General features: G+C 57.1%; 12 protein-coding genes and 1 rRNA gene (1 of these 13 running past the window's edge). 3 read left to right on the forward strand and 10 right to left on the reverse strand.

The window, feature by feature from the left end; translation table 11 throughout:
• The 7 genes from ACA066_RS24455 to ACA066_RS24485 form a co-directional block, all read right to left on the reverse strand.
• Positions 1–778: ribosomal RNA gene (locus ACA066_RS24455) — 16S ribosomal RNA — on the reverse strand; it reaches 759 nt to the left of the window's first position.
• 544 nt (positions 779–1,322) lie between these two features.
• Complete coding sequence (gene msrQ / locus ACA066_RS24460; protein ID WP_497696959.1) at positions 1,323–1,943, reverse strand: protein-methionine-sulfoxide reductase heme-binding subunit MsrQ; 621 nt, start codon at positions 1,941–1,943, stop codon at positions 1,323–1,325.
• On the reverse strand, positions 1,943–2,956 hold the full coding sequence (gene msrP / locus ACA066_RS24465) for a protein-methionine-sulfoxide reductase catalytic subunit MsrP (RefSeq protein ID WP_497696960.1): 1,014 nt from the start codon (positions 2,954–2,956) through the stop codon (positions 1,943–1,945). The genes msrQ and msrP overlap by 1 nt, the downstream gene beginning before the upstream one ends.
• Before the next feature lie 58 nt (positions 2,957–3,014).
• Positions 3,015–3,869 carry a CDP-diacylglycerol--serine O-phosphatidyltransferase gene (gene pssA, locus ACA066_RS24470; protein ID WP_214378733.1) on the reverse strand — a complete coding sequence of 285 codons (855 nt, stop codon included), beginning with the start codon at positions 3,867–3,869 and terminating at the stop codon, positions 3,015–3,017.
• A 144-nt stretch (positions 3,870–4,013) separates the two neighbouring features.
• Complete coding sequence (gene ilvC, locus ACA066_RS24475; RefSeq protein WP_007948647.1) at positions 4,014–5,030, reverse strand: ketol-acid reductoisomerase; 1,017 nt, start codon at positions 5,028–5,030, stop codon at positions 4,014–4,016.
• Positions 5,031–5,078: 48 nt separating this feature from the next.
• The gene (ilvN, locus tag ACA066_RS24480) at positions 5,079–5,570 is read right to left on the reverse strand and encodes an acetolactate synthase small subunit (protein WP_003205610.1); all 492 of its coding nucleotides are present in this window, start codon (positions 5,568–5,570) and stop codon (positions 5,079–5,081) included.
• 2 nt (positions 5,571–5,572) lie between these two features.
• Positions 5,573–7,297 carry an acetolactate synthase 3 large subunit gene (locus ACA066_RS24485; RefSeq protein ID WP_497696961.1) on the reverse strand — a complete coding sequence of 575 codons (1,725 nt, stop codon included), beginning with the start codon at positions 7,295–7,297 and terminating at the stop codon, positions 5,573–5,575.
• A gap of 401 nt (positions 7,298–7,698) precedes the next feature.
• Between ACA066_RS24485 and ACA066_RS24490 the strand changes: the two genes are divergently transcribed.
• Complete coding sequence (locus tag ACA066_RS24490; RefSeq protein WP_497696962.1) at positions 7,699–8,121, forward strand: DUF4124 domain-containing protein; 423 nt, start codon at positions 7,699–7,701, stop codon at positions 8,119–8,121.
• Positions 8,122–8,229: 108 nt separating this feature from the next.
• Here ACA066_RS24490 and ACA066_RS24495 read toward each other — a convergent pair whose 3' ends face one another.
• The 3 genes from ACA066_RS24495 to mrcB are packed head-to-tail and all read right to left on the reverse strand — an operon-like array spanning position 8,230 to position 11,625.
• On the reverse strand, positions 8,230–8,565 hold the full coding sequence (locus ACA066_RS24495; protein ID WP_462007497.1) for a YqcC family protein: 336 nt from the start codon (positions 8,563–8,565) through the stop codon (positions 8,230–8,232).
• On the reverse strand, positions 8,565–9,284 hold the full coding sequence (locus tag ACA066_RS24500) for a tetratricopeptide repeat protein (RefSeq protein WP_497696963.1): 720 nt from the start codon (positions 9,282–9,284) through the stop codon (positions 8,565–8,567). Before ACA066_RS24500 ends, ACA066_RS24495 begins: the two co-directional genes overlap by 1 nt.
• A 16-nt stretch (positions 9,285–9,300) precedes the next feature.
• Positions 9,301–11,625 carry a penicillin-binding protein 1B gene (gene mrcB, locus ACA066_RS24505; RefSeq protein WP_497696964.1) on the reverse strand — a complete coding sequence of 775 codons (2,325 nt, stop codon included), beginning with the start codon at positions 11,623–11,625 and terminating at the stop codon, positions 9,301–9,303.
• Between the two features lie 117 nt (positions 11,626–11,742).
• On the opposite strand from mrcB, the gene ACA066_RS24510 reads away from it, so the two are divergent.
• Together ACA066_RS24510 and ACA066_RS24515 are read left to right on the forward strand one after the other, a co-directional pair.
• Positions 11,743–13,299 carry a bifunctional aminoglycoside phosphotransferase/ATP-binding protein gene (locus tag ACA066_RS24510; RefSeq protein ID WP_497696965.1) on the forward strand — a complete coding sequence of 519 codons (1,557 nt, stop codon included), beginning with the start codon at positions 11,743–11,745 and terminating at the stop codon, positions 13,297–13,299.
• 91 nt (positions 13,300–13,390) lie between these two features.
• Entirely contained in the window at positions 13,391–13,735 is a 345-nt protein-coding gene (locus ACA066_RS24515) for a pentapeptide repeat-containing protein (RefSeq protein WP_497696966.1), read from the forward strand.
• Positions 13,736–13,781: the final 46 nt, after the last annotated feature.

Below are 13,781 nucleotides of genomic sequence, written 5' to 3' on the forward strand. Positions count from 1 at the left end.
TGTTTGCTCCCCACGCTTTCGCACCTCAGTGTCAGTATCAGTCCAGGTGGTCGCCTTCGCCACTGGTGTTCCTTCCTATATCTACGCATTTCACCGCTACACAGGAAATTCCACCACCCTCTACCATACTCTAGCTTGTCAGTTTTGAATGCAGTTCCCAGGTTGAGCCCGGGGATTTCACATCCAACTTAACAAACCACCTACGCGCGCTTTACGCCCAGTAATTCCGATTAACGCTTGCACCCTCTGTATTACCGCGGCTGCTGGCACAGAGTTAGCCGGTGCTTATTCTGTCGGTAACGTCAAAACAGCAAAGTATTAATTTACTGCCCTTCCTCCCAACTTAAAGTGCTTTACAATCCGAAGACCTTCTTCACACACGCGGCATGGCTGGATCAGGCTTTCGCCCATTGTCCAATATTCCCCACTGCTGCCTCCCGTAGGAGTCTGGACCGTGTCTCAGTTCCAGTGTGACTGATCATCCTCTCAGACCAGTTACGGATCGTCGCCTTGGTGAGCCATTACCTCACCAACTAGCTAATCCGACCTAGGCTCATCTGATAGCGCAAGGCCCGAAGGTCCCCTGCTTTCTCCCGTAGGACGTATGCGGTATTAGCGTCCGTTTCCGAGCGTTATCCCCCACTACCAGGCAGATTCCTAGGCATTACTCACCCGTCCGCCGCTCTCAAGAGAAGCAAGCTTCTCTCTACCGCTCGACTTGCATGTGTTAGGCCTGCCGCCAGCGTTCAATCTGAGCCATGATCAAACTCTTCAGTTCAAACATCTTTGGGTTTTTAAGAAACCCTAAACTTGGCTCAGCAATCGTTGGTTACATCTTTGATTTCTCGCGGAGTAACTTGTGATGCTGATAATCTTGTTGACTATCAGTCTGACTCCACAAGCACCCACACGAATTGCTTGATTCAGTTGTTAAAGAGCGATTGGTCAAGGACTTTCGTCTCAACCGAGGCGCGCATTCTACAGCGTCCTCTGTATCTGTCAAGCGGTTATTTTCAGAAGTTTTCAAAGTTTCCTTTGCAACTTCAACCACTTGCGCTTCCGATCTCTCGTTAGCGGGAGGCGAATTCTACAGCGTTGTTCGCTGCTGTCAACACCTCTTTTTCTCCGCTTTCGACCGAGAAGATCGAACCGTCAAAAGAGCCAAACAACACCGCTCTTTCAACTCCTTCGGGGCTTCGATGAACTGAAGTAACTCGCTGCCGAAAACCGCGTAACTCTTTGTTTACCAAGGAGTTTTCCGTTTCGACTGCGCCGGAAGTGGGGCGAATTATAGACTTCCAGAATCTGCCGTCAACCCTTAATTACGCTTTTCTTGCAGAAGATGGCTTTTTAGCGTTTAAACGTGGAATTCGACGGGTTACCGGGGGTAGGCGCAGCACTAATAGCAACACCCCTATAGAGGCATAAACCGCCCACTCCTTTAGATCGGCACGCACAATCCACAACATATGCAGCAGTCCGAGCCCGAGAACCACATAAACCAGCCGATGCAACTTCTTCCAGCGAGATCCCAAACGCCGCTGACTGTAGCGATTAGAGGTCAACGCCAACGCCAACAAACAAAGGAAGCCAAGCGCCCCGACAATAATGTAAGGACGTTTGCGCAATTCGACACCCATCTGGGACCAATCGAAACCGAGAATGAACGCCGTGTAACCGCTCAAATGCAAAACCACATAAGCGAAGCACCACAATCCCAGTTGCCGACGGACAGCAATCCACCCCGCCCAACCGGTAAGTTTCTGCAAAGGCGTCATGCTCAACGTAATAAGCAGCAGCACAAGCGTCCCCAGCCCTAACCGATCAACCAGTACCTTGCCCGGATCTGGCCCCAGCACATCCGCCCAGGCCTGATAGAGCCAAAGCAACGGCCATATCGCCGCCGCGATAAAGACCGCCACTCGCCACAACGGATATCGCATCAGTAATTCTTCCGCAGATCGAGCCCTGTATATAAAGAAGCGACTTCATCCGAGTAGCCGTTGAACATTTGTGTGTCGCGCACATTGGGCTTGAACAGACCGCTCGGCAAACGCCGCTCTCGGGCCTGGGTCCAGCGTGGATGATCGACAGTCGGGTTCACGTTCGCATAAAAGCCATACTCATCCGCGGCAATGCTTTGCCAGGTGGTTTTCGGCTGTTCGCTGACCAGGCTGATCCGCACGATGGATTTGATGCTCTTGAAGCCGTACTTCCACGGCACCACCAGGCGCAGAGGCGCGCCGTTCTGGTTAGGCAATTCGCGCCCATACATACCCACCGCAAGAATCGCCAACGGATTCATTGCCTCATCCAGGCGCAGCCCTTCTACATAAGGCCAGTCGATCAAGGCAAAACCAGAGCGCTGCCCCGGCATGCTCTTCGGATCCTGCAAGGTTTCGAAGCGAATGAACCTGGCCTTGGAGGTCGGCTCCACTTCCTTGAGCAAAGCCGATATGGGAAAACCGATCCACGGGATAACCATCGACCAGGCCTCCACGCAGCGAAGACGATAAATGCGCTCCTCCAACTGGTATGGCTTCATGAAGTCTTCCAGCGCATATCGACCCGGCTTGCCCACCTCCCCGTCCACCACCACGCTCCAGGGTTCAGTTTTCAGCGCGCCAGCGTTGGCCGCCGGATCACCTTTATCGGTGCCGAATTCATAGAAATTGTTGTAGTGGGTCGCATCCTTGAATGGCGTGATCGCTTCATCCTTGACGTTGACCGCCCCCCACTTGGTAGAAGGAAGTTTCTCGGCAAACCAGGAAGGCGCCTTGCCAGGTTCGACATCCGGATAGCGCGAGGCATCGTCCGCGCTGACCCAGCCCGGCAAGCTGCTTACAGCCAAACCGGCAACGGCAGCACCCAGCACATTTCGACGAGATAGATAGAGGGATTCAGGCGTGACATCCGACTCATGGCAGTCGGATGTCTTGGGGACTTTGATCAGCATGGCAACTCCGCAGCATTGGAGGACAGATGCACCAATAGACTGCGGAGTATGAGGGAAATTACGTGTTTTTGTGCCGACGAAGACGTAACAGATATTGAACCGGGCCCGATGCTGCGTAAGCGAGGAAAACCAGCAGCAGGATGCGCGGCGGATCACTGAATACGACGGCGAACACCAGCACGACAGCAAGGATCGCCACAAAAGGTACGCGCCCTTTCAGGTCCAGCTCCTTGAAGCTGTTGTACTTGATGTTACTGACCATCAGCATGCCCGCGGCCGCGACCATTAGCGCTACCAGGAAAGACATCTTGGAGCCCTGGATGCCGTAATCACTGAATGCCCAGACAATGCCTGCAACCACACCCGCTGCAGCCGGACTGGCCAAGCCGATGAAGTAACGCTTGTCAGCGGTGCCTACCTGGGTGTTGAAACGGGCCAGACGCAATGCAGCGCCAGCGACATAAATGAAGGCGACCATCCAGCCAACCTTGCCCATATCGCCCAAGGCCCAGCCAAATGCCAGCAGTGCCGGCGCGACACCGAAGGCGACCATATCGGACAGCGAGTCGTACTCGGCACCGAAGGCACTCTGGGTGTTGGTCATACGGGCAACGCGACCGTCGAGGCCGTCGAGCACCATGGCGACAAAAATGGCGATCGCGGCAAACGCAAAATACTTGCTCGCACCAATTGCGTCACCGGCACTCAGGGCGCTCTGGGCACTCATCGAATTGATGATGGAGTAGAACCCTGCGAACAGGTTCGCAGTGGTGAACAGATTCGGCAGAAGATAGATACCACGATGCCGGACTTTACGACCTTCAGCGTCATGCCCTTCTTCGATGTGCTCATCGATGGGCAGCAGGCTTTCGGCGTCAGAAGCCTGGTTTGGCTCTTCGGGACGTTCGCTCATGGACATTACCTTGCAACGGGGTGGAAAGTTTCGACAGGTGTCTGGGACGACGGTTCGGCCGCAAACGATGCAGCTTTATACCAGAACCGGCTCCCCAAACGAAAAAACGCGGCCTAGGCCGCGTTTTCCGTACAAGTGTGCGACTTAGTTTTTAGCTTTGTCGACGATCTTGTTGGCACCGATCCACGGCATCATGGAGCGCAGTTGCTCGCCGATGATTTCGATACCGTGAGCGGCGTTGTTACGACGCTTGGCGGTCATCGAAGGATAGCCGGTTGCGCCTTCGCTGATGAACATCTTGGCATATTCGCCGTCCTGAATACGTTTCAGGGCGTTGCGCATGGCCTGACGGGACTCGGCGTTGATCACTTCCGGACCGGTCACGTACTCGCCGTATTCAGCGTTGTTGGAGATCGAGTAGTTCATGTTGGCGATACCGCCTTCGTACATGAGGTCAACGATCAGCTTCAGTTCGTGCAGGCACTCGAAGTAGGCCATTTCCGGCGCGTAGCCAGCTTCAACCAGGGTTTCGAAACCGGCTTTCACCAGTTCAACGGTACCGCCGCACAGAACGGCTTGTTCGCCGAACAGGTCGGTTTCGGTCTCGTCCTTGAAGGTGGTTTCGATGATGCCGGTGCGACCGCCACCCACGCCAGCAGCGTAGGACAGTGCAACGTTTTTGGCGTTGCCGGAAGCATCCTGGTAGATAGCGATCAGGTCAGGGATACCGCCGCCCTTGACGAACTCGGAGCGTACGGTGTGGCCCGGTGCTTTCGGCGCGATCATGATCACGTCGAGGTCAGCGCGCGGAACAACCTGGTTGTAGTGGATAGCGAAACCGTGGGAGAAGGCCAGGGTGGCGCCTTTCTTGATGTTCGGCTCGATTTCGTTCTTGTACAGAGCGGACTGGAACTCGTCCGGGGTCAGGATCATGACCAGGTCGGCAGCCGCTACAGCGGAAGCAACGTCGGTCACTTTCAGGCCGTGAGCTTCGGCTTTGGCAACAGTCGCCGAACCTTTACGCAGGCCGACAGTGACATCAACGCCGGAGTCTTTCAGGTTGCACGCTTGAGCGTGGCCCTGGGAACCGTAACCGATGATGGCAACTTTCTTGCCCTGGATGATCGACAGGTCGCAGTCTTTTTCGTAATAAACTTTCATGAAATTCCCCTATATATCCAGGCCGTTCAGGCCATTCGCTAATTTGGTTTAGATGCTGAGTACTTTGTCGCCGCGAGCGATACCGGTTACGCCGCTACGGACGGTTTCCAGAATCGACGCGGTGCCGATGGACTGAATGAAGCTGTCGAGCTTGTCGCTGGTACCGGTCAATTGAACGGTATACACGCTAGCGCTGACATCGACGATCTGCCCACGGTAAATATCGGTGGTGCGCTTGATCTCGGCGCGCTGGGCGCCGGTGGCCTTGACCTTGACCAGCATCAGTTCGCGCTCGATGTGAGCACTTTCCGACAGGTCGACCAGTTTGACCACTTCAATCAGCTTGTTCAGGTTCTTGGTGATCTGCTCGATGATCTCATCGTGGCCCACCGTGGTCAGCGTCAGACGCGACAGGGTCGGGTCTTCCGTCGGCGCCACGGTCAGGCTTTCGATGTTGTAGTTGCGCTGCGAGAACAGGCCGACTACACGAGACAAAGCGCCGGGTTCGTTTTCCAGAAGCAAGGAAATAATGTGCCGCATGATTAAGTACGCTCCGTCTTGCTCAGCCACATATCGCGCATGGAGCCGTCTTTGATCTGCATCGGGTAGACGTGCTCGCTGGTGTCGACCGAAACATCGATGATCACCAGGCGGTCCTTCATGGCGAACGCCTCTTCCATCTTCGACTTCAAATCTTTCGATTCGATGATGCGCACGCCGACGTGACCATAGGCCTCGGCCAGCTTCACGAAGTCAGGCAGCGACTCCATATAGGAGTGCGAGTGACGGCTGCCGTAACTCATGTCTTGCCACTGGCGAACCATACCCAGAACACCGTTGTTCAGGATGACGATTTTTACCGGCAAACCGTATTGCAGGCAGGTCGACAATTCCTGAATGTTCATCTGGATACTGCCCTCGCCCGTTACGCAGGCGACGTCGGCATCCGGGAAGCTCAACTTGATGCCCATGGCCGCCGGAAAACCGAAGCCCATGGTGCCCAGGCCACCGGAGTTGATCCAGCGGTTCGGCTTGTTGAACTTGTAGTACTGCGCCGCGAACATTTGGTGCTGGCCCACGTCGGAGGCGACAAAGGCATCGCCCTTGGTCACTTCGCACAGGGTTTCGATCACGGTCTGCGGCTTGATGACACTGCCGTCGCCCTTGTCATAAGGGAACAAGCCGCGATCACCGCGCCATTCATCAACCTGCTTCCACCAACTGGCAACGGACTCCTTGTTCGGGGTCTCGCCGATTTCCTTGAGGATCGCGACCATTTCGGTCAGGACGCTCTCGACCGGACCAACGATTGGCACGTCGGCCTTGATGGTCTTGGAGATCGAAGCCGGGTCGATGTCGATGTGAATGATCTTTGCGTTCGGGCAGAACTTCGCCGGGCCGTTGATCACGCGGTCATCGAAACGCGCACCGACTGCCAGGATCACATCAGCATGGTGCATCGCCAGGTTAGCGGTGTAGCTACCGTGCATGCCGAGCATGCCGATGAACTGACGGTCGGTGCCAGGGTAGGCACCCAGCCCCATCAGGGTATTGGTCACTGGCAGGTTGAGCATCTTCGCCAATTCGGTCAGCGGCGCGGAGCCACCACCGAGAATCACGCCACCGCCTGCGTACATCACAGGACGCTTGGCCGCCAGGAGCATTTCGGCTGCCTTGCGGATTTGCCCGGAGTGGCCGCGAACGGCCGGGCTGTAGGAACGCAGCTTGGCTTTTTTCGGGAAGATGTATTCGTACTTCTCGGCCGGGTTGGTCATGTCTTTCGGGATATCGACAACGACCGGACCAGGACGACCGGATTGCGCCAGGTAGAACGCTTTCTTCATGACTTCCGGGATTTCCGAGGCGTGCTTGATCATGAAGCTGTGCTTCACGATTGGCCGGGAGATACCGATCATGTCGGTTTCCTGGAACGCATCGGTACCGACCATGGTGCTAGGCACCTGGCCGGAAATGACCACCATCGGAATGGAGTCCATGTAGGCCGTGGCAATACCGGTGATAGCGTTGGTCGCGCCCGGACCGGAAGTCACCAGCACCACGCCGGCTTTACCGGTGGCACGGGCATAGCCGTCAGCCATATGGGTCGCAGCCTGCTCGTGACGAACCAGGATGTGAGTCACTTCCGGTTCTTTGAACAGGGCATCGTAGACATGAAGAAGAGCACCACCCGGGTACCCGTAGATATATTTGACGCCTTCGTCACGCAAAAAGCGGACGAGCATCTCACCGCCAGATAAAAGCTCCACGTTGTTCACCTCTAAAACGCCAGAATACCGTCCACATAAAAGGGGGACGGGTCTTAATAGGTTTACTTCTCGGCAGAGCATGAGCGACGGTGGTCGCCGACTACGTCAGCACTGACTGAGCAAGTATTGGGATCGTCCCAAGTGTTGCGGGCCTTTCCCACCCAGCGCGAGGTAACGCGTTGCGGGTGTAACAGGTCGGCGCGGGTGTGCGCCTCATGATCTGCCGAGTGGGTCTGCTTCTGGCAGTCCCTCTACAGCGGACTTTGGATTCTTCTGTTTCGTCCCCTGCAAGTCAAGTCGTCAATGTGCTTTATTGAAGTAAGCACATGAGAAAGCAAGAAAAAACCGCGAAACAGCAACTGTGTTAGCTTCAATTGCGCAACCCAATACAAGGAAATGGCATGCGAACGTTTTTCCTGACCGCCAGCCTGCTGATCGGCATCAGCCCTGTGTCCATGGCCGCCCAGATATACAAATGGGTCGATGAGCAGGGCGTTACCCACTTCGATGCACAACCACCTCAGGGCCGGGAAGCCGCTACCGTGGTCACGCCCTCCCCCTCTGCGGGCAAGCCGGCTACGCTGCCAAGCAGTAATGCCATCGGCGATCAACAGGCCATCGACAAGACAGTGAAAAAACAGGTCGCCGAGCAGCAAGCCCAGCTGAAGGTGTTCTGTGAGCAGGCGCGGACGAACCTGGCTCAACTGCAGAACAATCCGCGACTGCGGGAGGATGTCGACGGTGAGATGCGCCGCCTGACTGACGAACAACGTCAGGAGCGCACCGCCGAAGCACAGCGACAGATCACCGAGAACTGCCAGTAATAACTTGTAGGAGCCGAGCTTGCTCGCGATAGCGGCGTAACAGTCAACAGATTTGTTGACTGTTACGCCGCTATCGCGAGCAAGCTCGGCTCCTACAGAACGGCGGGGTCAGCGGGAGGCGGTGATCAGCAGGTCGAACTCTTTGAGCAGTACCTGCAACTGCCGATCCTTGCCCTGAACATTGCGGGCGGCGAAGACCATTTCGGCCATCTCCTGAATGCCCGAGGCATTGGGCAGCGGTAAATCCTGCTCGAGGATTGTTTTCATGCGCGGCAGGAAAATCCATTGCAGCCACTGCTCAAAATCCAGCGTATCGACCGAAAAGGGCTCGACACTGGACAGCGCTTCGGCAGAGGGCGAGACATCGTCCCACCATCCCTGAACGCGCAACTCGCGTTCGATCAACAGCAACTGCTCGGCAATCTTTGGAAAGCGTGCGTCCATCACGACGAAACCTTGGCCTTCTGACGGGCCAGTGATGCACCTGCGGAATCACCCTGTTTCTCACGTGCCTGGCCGATCAATTCCCACAGGCTGGCCTGAAGCGCCGGACGACCATTGGCAAACGTCAGACCGCGACGAGCGAACTGTTCGGCTTGGGCAGCATCGCCTTGAGCCATTCGGACCTGAGCCAGACGATAAAGCACTTGCGGCTCACGCGGTGCGACACGTTGAGCGCGCTCGAGACTGGAAGAGGCACCGTTAAGGTCACCACCGGCCTGTTGCTGCTGAGCGGTGGTCAGCAATGCCAACACCGGGCCATCCAACTGTTCGTCGGCAGACAGGCCACCGGCGCTCGAAGAAGGAATCCCGCTCGGTGTCGACGGCATGCTGTAGCTGCCCTGATTGATCGGCGCCGACTGAACCGGCGAGGTGTCGATCGGGCCAGACGTAATCGGCGAAGTGCTGATCGGTGCCGAGGCAACTGCTCCGCCACCTGGCACCATCACCACGACGCCGGTGTCACCTTGCGGAATCGCTTGCGCCTGGGCTTGCACAGGACGCTTGGTCGTCGTCTGGCGATAACCGCCATTTGCCGAAACCCGTTCACTGTTGGAAACGGCGCTGCCGGAATCCACAACCGGGATCGAACCGCGCTGTACGCTGGAACAACCGCTGAGCAAAGCTACGGCGGTCACCGCTGGAATCAACCACTTGTTCACTTGAAACCCTCTTTGCTTAATTCATCCAGCCCTTGACCCAATCCATCACCGTTTCACCGTTAACAGGGCTTTCGCCACCGCACGCGGCGCCGGGAGGCGGTTCGCTGCCGCGAATATACGGCATCTGCACGGCGCCTGGGCAGTTGGCATCAGAGCCTTGTCCGGTATGCGAGTCGACCCAGGCCTGAACCACATTATCCGGCTGCGGCATGTCCAGCGGCAACGGATCGGCCTTGCGCATGAAACTGGTCCAGACCTGCAACGCACCGGTGGCACCGGTAAACGGTGTCTTGCCGTTGTCGTCGCGACCCAGCCACACCACCGCCAGCAAGTCCTGACTGAAACCGGCGAACCAGCTGTCTCGCGAATCGTTACTGGTACCTGTCTTGCCCGCCAGTGTCAGGGTTTTCGGCAACACGTTGTAAACCGAACTGCCGGTGCCTTCACGCATGACTCGCTGCATCGCGCTCTGGATCAGGTAGATAGAGGCCGGATCGAAACGCTGCTGAATCTGAAACGGATAACGCTTGAGCGGCTCACCTTCTGCCGTCAATACGCTACGAATTCCGCGCATTGGTGTGTTGAAGCCGCCATTGGCGAGCGTCTGGTACATGGTCGCCACTTCGATCGGGGTCATACCGCCAGCGCCTAGCAACATCGACGGGAATGCCGGGAACTCGCGAGTCACACCCAGGCGCGCGACGGTTTTCAGGACATTTGGCACGCCCACCGCCAACCCGAGACGCGCGGTCGACAGGTTGTAGGAATGCGCCAGGCCTTGATACAGGAAAACCGTGCCATGGGAACGCCGATCATAGTTCTGCGGTTTCCAGACCTGACCGTCCGCGCCTTTGACCGAGAAGGATTCGTCCGACAGCCAACTCGTCAACGAGTACTGGCTCGGCTTCTCGAGGGCTGTCAGATAAACCGCCGGTTTGATCAACGAGCCGATCGGTCGGACAGCATCCAGCGCCCGGTTGAAACCGGCGAAGCTCGCCTGACGACTGCCGATCATGGCCTGGACCTCACCGGTTTCCGGGTTGGTCACCACCATCGCGGCTTCAACATCATCGGAGCCTTTGCGTCCGGACAAACGCTTGAACGTATCGTTGACCGAAGCTTCCGCCTTCATCTGCAAAATAGGATCGAAACTGGTGAATATCCGCAAGCCTTCTTCGGTCAAGTCTTCATCGCGATAGTCTTCGCGCAACTGACGTTTAACCAGATCGATAAAACCAGGGAACGAGCTGTCGGCCAACTTGCCACGCGTCGTCACACCCAGCGGCATTTTCTTCGCAGCAGCGATCTGCTCGGCGGTGGCGACGCCTTGTTGCTCAAGTACATCGAGCACCAGGTTGCGCCGCTCGAGCGCCCGCTCCGGGTTGCGACGCGGGTTGTAATAGGACGGCCCCTTGACCATGCCCACCAGCATGGCGACTTGATGCAGTTTCAACTCAGACAATGGCTGACCGAAGAAGAACTGGCTGGCCAGACCGAAACCGTGCACCGCTCGCTGGCCATCCTGACCGACGAACACTTCATTGAGGTAAGCCTCAAGAATTTCTCGTTTGTCGTAATGCAGTTCGAGCAACATCGCCATCATGGCTTCGGTGAGTTTACGGGTCAGGCTGCGCTCGCTGGTCAGGTAGAAATTCTTGACCAATTGCTGTGTCAGCGTGCTACCGCCCTGGGTCATCTTGCCACCAGAGGTATTGACCCAGACGGCTCGGGCAATCGACTTCGGCGACACGCCCCAATGGCTATAGAAGTCCCGGTCTTCCACAGCGACCAGGGTTTCCAGCAGATATGGCGGGACCTGATCAAGCTTGATCAGAATGCGGTCTTCGAGATTTTTCGGGTAAATACCGCCGATCATCAGCGGCTCCAACCGCACCACCGACAACTTCGAACCGTTGGTCGCCGAAAGCTCGGCCACGTAATCGCCGGAAAACCGTACGCGCACGGGCTGGGCTTTTTCCAGGCCTTCATAAAACTGGAAGCCGCGGGTGTTCAAGTCGACGGTGTTGCCGTTGACCGCCGCCGCGCCGGGGCCGTTGCTGACGCTTTCGCGGCGATAGCCCAAGGCATCGAGCTCGGTGAGGAAATCATCCTTGCTCAGCTTCTGGCCGGTGAACAGTTCGAGCGGGCGCGCGTACACCTTGGCGGGAATGGTCCAGCGCTTGCCGGAAAACTTCTCCTGGACAATGGCATCGAGGTAAACCGCGAATCCGGCGAGCACGACGAGGCCAACCAGGCTGAGTTTAATAGCCCAGCCCAGCCAGGGGCTCAGGCCTCTGGAAGGTGGTTTTTTGGGGGTGCGGGAGGATCGAGTACGAGTCATGGCGGCGGATTATACGCACTTTATTAATACTCAACAGGAGCCCGCCGAGGTTTGCGTCGGGCGGACTTGCGGCCATAATGGCGACCGTGAATTTTCCCAGACTCTGAAGGAATGCCTGTGAGCCAGTCCCTGATCGCCGCCCTGCAAAACCCGGCCCTTTACCCGCATCCGGTAGACGGGTTCCAGGTCATCGAAACCCACATCTCCTGGGTGATTCTCACAGGCCCGTTTGCCTATAAAGTGAAGAAGCCGGTCAATTTCGGCTTCCTCGACTTCACCAGCCTGGAGGCTCGCGAGCATTTCTGTGGTGAAGAGCTGCGCCTGAACCAGCGTCTGACCAATGATTTGTATCTCGAAGTGTTGCCGATCACTGGCAGCGCTGAAGCACCACAATTCGGTGGCGACGGCCCAGTCGTCGATTACGCCCTGAAAATGCGTCAGTTCCCACAAAGCCAGTTGCTCAGCACGCTGCAGGCCAACGGCGAATTGACCACTGCGCACATCGACGAGATGGCCGCACAGATTGCACAGTTCCACCTCACCGCGCCAAAAGTGCCCGCCGAACACGAAGCCGGCACGCCGGAAAGCGTCATGGCGCCGGTTCGGCAGAACTTCGAACAGATCCGCCCGTTCCTGAGCGACAAGGCCGACCTGCTGCAACTCGACGCCCTGCAAGCCTGGGCCGAAAGCAGCTTCGAACGCCTCAAGCCACTGTTTGCCCAGCGTAAGGCCGAGGGGTTCATCCGCGAGTGCCACGGTGACATCCACCTGGGCAACGCCACCGTGATCGATGGCAAGGTCGTGATCTTCGACTGCATCGAGTTCAACGAACCGTTCCGTTTCACCGACGTCTACGCTGACACCGGCTTCCTGGCGATGGACCTTGAAGACCGCGGCCTGAAAAGCCTGGCCCGTCGCTTCATCAGCCAATACCTGGAGTTGACCGGCGATTACCAGGGCCTGGAACTGCTGAACTTCTATAAAGCCTACCGCGCACTGGTTCGCGCCAAGGTCAGCCTGTTCAGCATGCCGGCCGAAGCCGACCCGGTGCAGCGCGCCACCACCCTGCGCCAGTACCGCAACTACGCCAACCTGGCGGAAAGCTACAGCACCATTCCTTCGCGCTTCATGGCAATCACTCACGGCGTTTCCGCTGTCGGCAAAAGTCATGTGGCCATGCGTCTGGTGGAAGCGCTGGGCGCGATTCGCCTGCGCTCAGATGTAGAACGCAAACGCCTGTTCGGCGAGCAAACCGTCGCGAACGATCCGCAAGCCGGCATCTATAGCGCCGACGCCAGCGCCGCAACCTACACCCGCCTGCATGAAATCGCCGCCGTGATCCTGCGTGCCGGCTTCCCGGTCGTGGTCGATGCCACTTACCTCAAGCGCGATCAGCGTGATGGCGCGGCGAAAATCGCCGAAGCCACCGGCGCACCGTTCCTGATCCTTGATTGCAACGCGCCACAAGCGGTGATCGAAAGCTGGCTGGCCCTGCGTCAGGCCGACAAAAAGGATCCGTCCGACGCCAACCTGGCCGTTATCGCCGCTCAGCAAGCCAGTCGTGAAGCCCTGACGCCTGAGGAAATTCTGTGCAGCAAGCGCGTTCAGACCAATGAAAGCGGAACCCTCGACACCGTCGTTGCGCAAATTCGCCAACGCCTGCCGGGGCTTTAAGAAAGTATTTCAGCCGTGGAGCCTTCGCCGGCTTCACGGCTGTCAAATAGTGGCACTATACTGGCGTCATAAAACCAACAGGTGATGTGACATGAGCCAGCCCAAATTTCTCGACACCCCGCTTTTTGCCTTGCTGCACAAAGACGACATCACAGGTTTCAACAACGAACGTCCAAAAGACGGACCTATCGACATGGTCGGTGGTGATTTCCGAGGTCTGGACCTGCGTGAGCTGAACGCCGAGGGCGTCGACTTTACCGATGCCTACTTCCGTTCCGCCGACTTGCGCGGCATCGACTTCACTCATTCCAATCTTGAAGGGGCCAGCCTGGCCCACGCACAGATTTCCGGCGCCTACTTTCCGCCAGAACTGAGTGCCGACGAAATCCTGATGTCGATGAATTTCGGTACTCGCCTGCGTTATCGCACCCGTTAAAAACGACCGATAACTGACATGTCCAGCGCCCCCGCCCTGCGCTGGA

Source organism: Pseudomonas sp. LBUM1651, from assembly GCF_059716135.1.

Bases quoted from the DNA above. Each gene is read 5' to 3' on its own strand.
- mrcB (WP_497696964.1), bottom strand. From the start codon at position 11,625: ATGACTCGTACTCGATCCTCCCGCACCCCCAAAAAACCACCTTCCAGA.
- ilvN (WP_003205610.1), bottom strand. From the start codon at position 5,570: ATGCGGCACATTATTTCCTTGCTTCTGGAAAACGAACCCGGCGCTTTG.
- ilvC (WP_007948647.1), bottom strand. From the start codon at position 5,030: ATGAAAGTTTATTACGAAAAAGACTGCGACCTGTCGATCATCCAGGGC.
- msrQ (WP_497696959.1), bottom strand. From the start codon at position 1,943: ATGCGATATCCGTTGTGGCGAGTGGCGGTCTTTATCGCGGCGGCGATA.
- msrP (WP_497696960.1), bottom strand. From the start codon at position 2,956: ATGCTGATCAAAGTCCCCAAGACATCCGACTGCCATGAGTCGGATGTC.
- ACA066_RS24515 (WP_497696966.1), top strand. From the start codon at position 13,391: ATGAGCCAGCCCAAATTTCTCGACACCCCGCTTTTTGCCTTGCTGCAC.
- pssA (WP_214378733.1), bottom strand. From the start codon at position 3,869: ATGAGCGAACGTCCCGAAGAGCCAAACCAGGCTTCTGACGCCGAAAGC.
- ACA066_RS24490 (WP_497696962.1), top strand. From the start codon at position 7,699: ATGCGAACGTTTTTCCTGACCGCCAGCCTGCTGATCGGCATCAGCCCT.
- ACA066_RS24495 (WP_462007497.1), bottom strand. From the start codon at position 8,565: ATGGACGCACGCTTTCCAAAGATTGCCGAGCAGTTGCTGTTGATCGAA.